The 4,081-nt window shown below is 43.0% G+C and carries 6 protein-coding genes; 1 reads left to right on the forward strand and 5 read right to left on the reverse strand.

Annotated elements, in window-relative coordinates; all coding sequences use genetic code 11:
- The 5 genes from D908_RS00190 to D908_RS00175 form a co-directional block, all read right to left on the reverse strand.
- The coding region (locus D908_RS00190) for a sodium:calcium antiporter (protein ID WP_005527973.1) at positions 1-554 on the reverse strand (554 nt) is incomplete at its 3' end.
- 155 nt (positions 555-709) lie between these two features.
- Entirely contained in the window at positions 710-1,351 is a 642-nt protein-coding gene (locus D908_RS00185; protein WP_005527975.1) for an FMN-binding negative transcriptional regulator, read from the reverse strand.
- A gap of 269 nt (positions 1,352-1,620) precedes the next feature.
- Positions 1,621-1,857 (reverse strand): DUF3709 domain-containing protein, encoded by a 237-nt coding sequence (locus D908_RS21280; protein ID WP_082321118.1) that lies wholly within the window; start codon positions 1,855-1,857, stop codon positions 1,621-1,623.
- Between the two features lie 283 nt (positions 1,858-2,140).
- A complete protein-coding gene (locus tag D908_RS00180) occupies positions 2,141-2,713 on the reverse strand; it encodes a HEPN domain-containing protein (RefSeq protein ID WP_005527977.1) in 573 nt (190 codons plus the stop codon).
- 138 nt (positions 2,714-2,851) lie between these two features.
- Entirely contained in the window at positions 2,852-3,388 is a 537-nt protein-coding gene (locus D908_RS00175; protein ID WP_005527979.1) for a nucleotidyltransferase family protein, read from the reverse strand.
- A 218-nt stretch (positions 3,389-3,606) separates the two neighbouring features.
- Here D908_RS00175 and D908_RS22865 point away from each other — a divergent pair, with 218 nt between their 5' ends.
- The gene (locus tag D908_RS22865) at positions 3,607-3,888 is read left to right on the forward strand and encodes a hypothetical protein (RefSeq protein ID WP_001085470.1); all 282 of its coding nucleotides are present in this window, start codon (positions 3,607-3,609) and stop codon (positions 3,886-3,888) included.
- Positions 3,889-4,081 lie beyond the last annotated feature (193 nt).

A 4,081-nucleotide genomic window follows, 5' to 3' on the forward strand; every position in this document is an offset into this window, starting at 1 on the left:
ATAAGAAGCGTTAGGCCGATAATTAACCATAACGCACTTTGCCATACAGGATGATGCCCCTGTGTCAGCGAAGCCACTTCGTTATCACTTGTATCTAATGTTTGTATTTCAGCTCGTTTGCCCTGCACAAAAAGAAAAGCCGTGTAGGTAACTAATAAAACAACTAATGCCCCACTTTCCCACAAGCTCAGGAGTCCATCCGTCACCATGTAGAATACAAGTGCACTCACCAATACCATTATTGGCACATCTTGACGTATCAGTTGCTTTGAAATGGTTAATGGTGTGATAACAGCGGCTAAGCCTAAAATAAACAATACATTAAAAATGTTACTGCCAACGACGTTGGCGATTGCCAGCTCTGTTTTATTTGAGACAGCAGAGTTGATACTCACGGCTAACTCAGGAGCACTTGTACCAAAGGCAACAACGGTCAAACCAATCACAAGACTCGGAATTCCAATTCTAGCTGCTAATCTGGCCGCTCCCTTAACTAATCCTTCTGCCCCTACAATCAACAAAATCAGACCCAACACCAGAAGAAGATAATCCATTTTTACCTCATAAACTTGGAGCTAAATTAAAAAGCTAACGCCCGCCTAAGGGGCTGGCAATGCATAACCACTAAACTCAAACACAGCAACCGTAACCACTTCGGCTCAATGGGACTGGAAACGCCACGCGTTGACAGTCCCTCTTGAGGCGTTTGTTAGCATTCTTGCTGAAGATTAGTGCACATCATTGAAGCGATGGCTTGCGAATTAGTATCACTTTTCGACGATAGACCATCGACAACACCTTTTTGATTTATCTCTGACTGGTTCTGACTCAACTTCCATTTACCACTGAGGGAGTCTATGGCAATTTCAATACCAACTACCGCTGATAGCATGTTCTGAATATATGATTCAGGGGCGTCCGACATCGACCACGGTACTACCTGCTCTCGCTCATTCTCGGAAGTTAACCGCTTAAGAACTCCAACTATCCACTGAGGGTCATGAATGAACCGTATTTTTCCTTTCACATGTACAACAACATAATTCCACGTGGGGACAGCCTTACCATTTTCTTTCTTAGTCGGATAATTGTTCGGGGATATATAGGTGTTGGGGCCATTAAAAATCACTACTGCTTCGGATTGTGGCTCCGTGGTTTTCCAAAGTGAGTTAGCCTTAGCTATATGCCCTTTTAAATATAATTCCCCATCCAATTCCATCAGACATAACGGAAGATGATTAGTATCAATCCCCGACTCAGATAAAGTAATGATTGTTGCGAATGGATATTCGCGTATCAACCCTACGAGTTCTTCAATTTTTTCCTGTTTAAACTTCCCTGGAATATACAAATTTCTCTCCTTGAATGCTAACGCCCGCCTAAGGGGCTGGCAACGCATAACACTAAACTCAAACACAACAACCGTAACCACCGCGGCTCAATGGGACTGGAAACGCCGCGCGTTGACAGTCCCTCTTGAGGCGTTTGTTATGCTTAAGCTTCAACACTTTACATTTGAACCAACTCAAGAATAACTCACTGAAATCATTGACCAAACTTCGAATTATCTTGAATTAGAACTGGCTCAACTTTTACCTATGAGCTGACCAATGCAGGCTTTCACTTAGCAACTAGGTCAATGTGGAAAACCTCTCCGACAAACTCACTCACCACGCATGGGCACAACAACTCAATGAGGCAATGACACTGAAAATTACAGCGACAGACAGATTGCCGTTTCATTAGGCAGCGCAAAACAATACTTAATTGCCGACAGACTTTAAGCCTGTAAGTAAAGGCACCAAACTGCTCAAAGCGACTTGAGACAACAATACCAACCTCGCGCAGACTCAACATTCCAATGAGGCAATCACTCAGAATTTACGGCGCCAGACACATTGCCGCTTCATTAGGCAGCGAAAAACAATATTGAATTGCCGACAAAACATGAACGAAATGCTAAAGGAATCGACAATCACAACCTGCTGATTTTTATGGATTAAGCATAACGCCCGCCTAAGGGGCTGGCAACGCATTACCACTAAACTCAAACACAACAACCGAAACCACCGCGGCTCAATGGGACTGGAAACGCTACGCGTTGACAGTCCCTCTTGAGGCGCTTGTTAAGTTTGCGGTGTCAAAGAATGTCTTTGACTGCTGAGATGATACCCTTAACTACAATATCTTTAAGATCTTCGAATGTGAGTCGAACACTCAAAATTTGGTTCCCATCTTTGGATGACCAAATCGATGGTCCATAAGCATTTGCAAAATCAAAGCTCCAATAATTCCCCTCATGAACAACATCACACCGAATGCTATAGAGAGCACTTACAACAGTATCAAGATCTCGTGGCTTCCGAATTACTTCAATTTTATCAACTAACTCTTTTTTAGCTTCGCCATTGCAGAATGTATTGAAGAAACGCTTAACATGAAATTTAGAACGTCCTTCTTCATGAACAGATAGATGCAGTTTAGAGATATTTTCAGCCGCGATTAGAAGAAACATTAACTTTAAAGGATCTCTGCCTGATGCTACCAATTCCATAGAACTAGATATTGTAGACAGCCGTTGACCTTGGTGCATCATGACTTTCGCACGATGATTATCATTTTCTAAGCTAAGCGCTTCACATTGCTCAACAAAACTTCTTAAGTCTGGTTCTGAGTCAAAGTAGGGCCTATAAAAATCTAGCCACTTTTCCACACTATTTCTCCAGTAAACTTAACGCCCGCCTAAGGGGCTGGCAACGCATACCACTAAACCCAAGCACAACAAGCGTAACCACCGCGGCCCAATGGGACTGGAAACGCCACGCGTTGACAGTCCCTCTTGAGGCGTTTGTTATGGCGCAATTCTTAAGTTAGGCCAAATAACTAACCAACCCTTTGACTTTACTCGATTTTCGAACGTCCCATATGCGCGTTTAGGATTATGTGTGATGAAACCTTGAAATAAACTATCGAAACCAAAGGCTGATATACATTCGTAACGATCGTGCTCGACTTTTCTCACTGCTACCGCCGTTTCTTTTTCAGGCCAATAGCTCATGGCATCCAATGTGTTTTGGTAAGGATTGTCGCCATTTTGTAAGTGCATCTTGGCTTGATTTTTCACTTGCCAATTGAGCTGGGGCATTTGCTCCGACAACTTGAGTTCAAGTGATTTTTCATAATCTGAATCTAAACAATCGGCATCGAAGAAAATGACATCAATGTCGTTTAATGGAGTCAGCTTTACGTTGTGATGTAAAGAGTCCCAGACAAGGTTTCGCACAAAACCTGCGGCTATGTAGCATTGAGACAATTTCAGCTGGTAAACACATTCCAGTGCTTCAAGTCGAATGGGATCTTTTCTAATTAAATCAACGATGGCTTTCATTTTCACCTTGCGCCATAACGCCCGCCTAAGGGGCTGACAACGCATAACACCAAACTCAAGCATAACAACTGTAACCACCGCGGCTCAATGGAAGTGGAAACGCTACGCGTTGGCAGTCCCTCTTGAGGCGCTTGTTAGCCTTGACACATCAAGTTAAATTGATATTTTCAACACTACAATTCATTGTTTTATTTAACCCACAAGATAGGAATGGTAGGTTGGCAAAGAAACCCAACAGAATTACTGCAATGCAACAGATTATTGATGCTGTACAAGCTGAATTTCCACTCTATCAAGAAGACACATTTAAGTGCGGTACTGATAATACATGTCTTGGATGTCCAAAAAAACTAATGGAGCTCGTCGACACTGAACTTCAATATTGGCAACATCAAATCAATCGCGGTCAATCTCCTACGTTCGATGAACTCAATCAATTCGGCAAAATGTGTAGAAACGTCCGCCGAGCCCTCGTCCGAAATAATAGAATTTCATCATAATGCTCATAAAGGCTAACGCCCGCCTAAGGGGCTGGCAACGCATAACACAAAACTCAAACACAACAGCCGAAACCACCGCGGCTCAATGGGACTGGAAACGCCGCGCGTTGACAGTCCCTCTTGAGGCGTTTGTTATGCTTAAGCTTCAACACTTTACATTTGAACCGACTCAAGAATAACCCACTGAAATCAT

The sequence above is a fragment of the Vibrio mimicus CAIM 602 genome, from assembly GCF_000338875.1.
In the GTDB taxonomy this organism is placed as follows: Bacteria; Pseudomonadota; Gammaproteobacteria; order Enterobacterales; family Vibrionaceae; genus Vibrio; species Vibrio mimicus.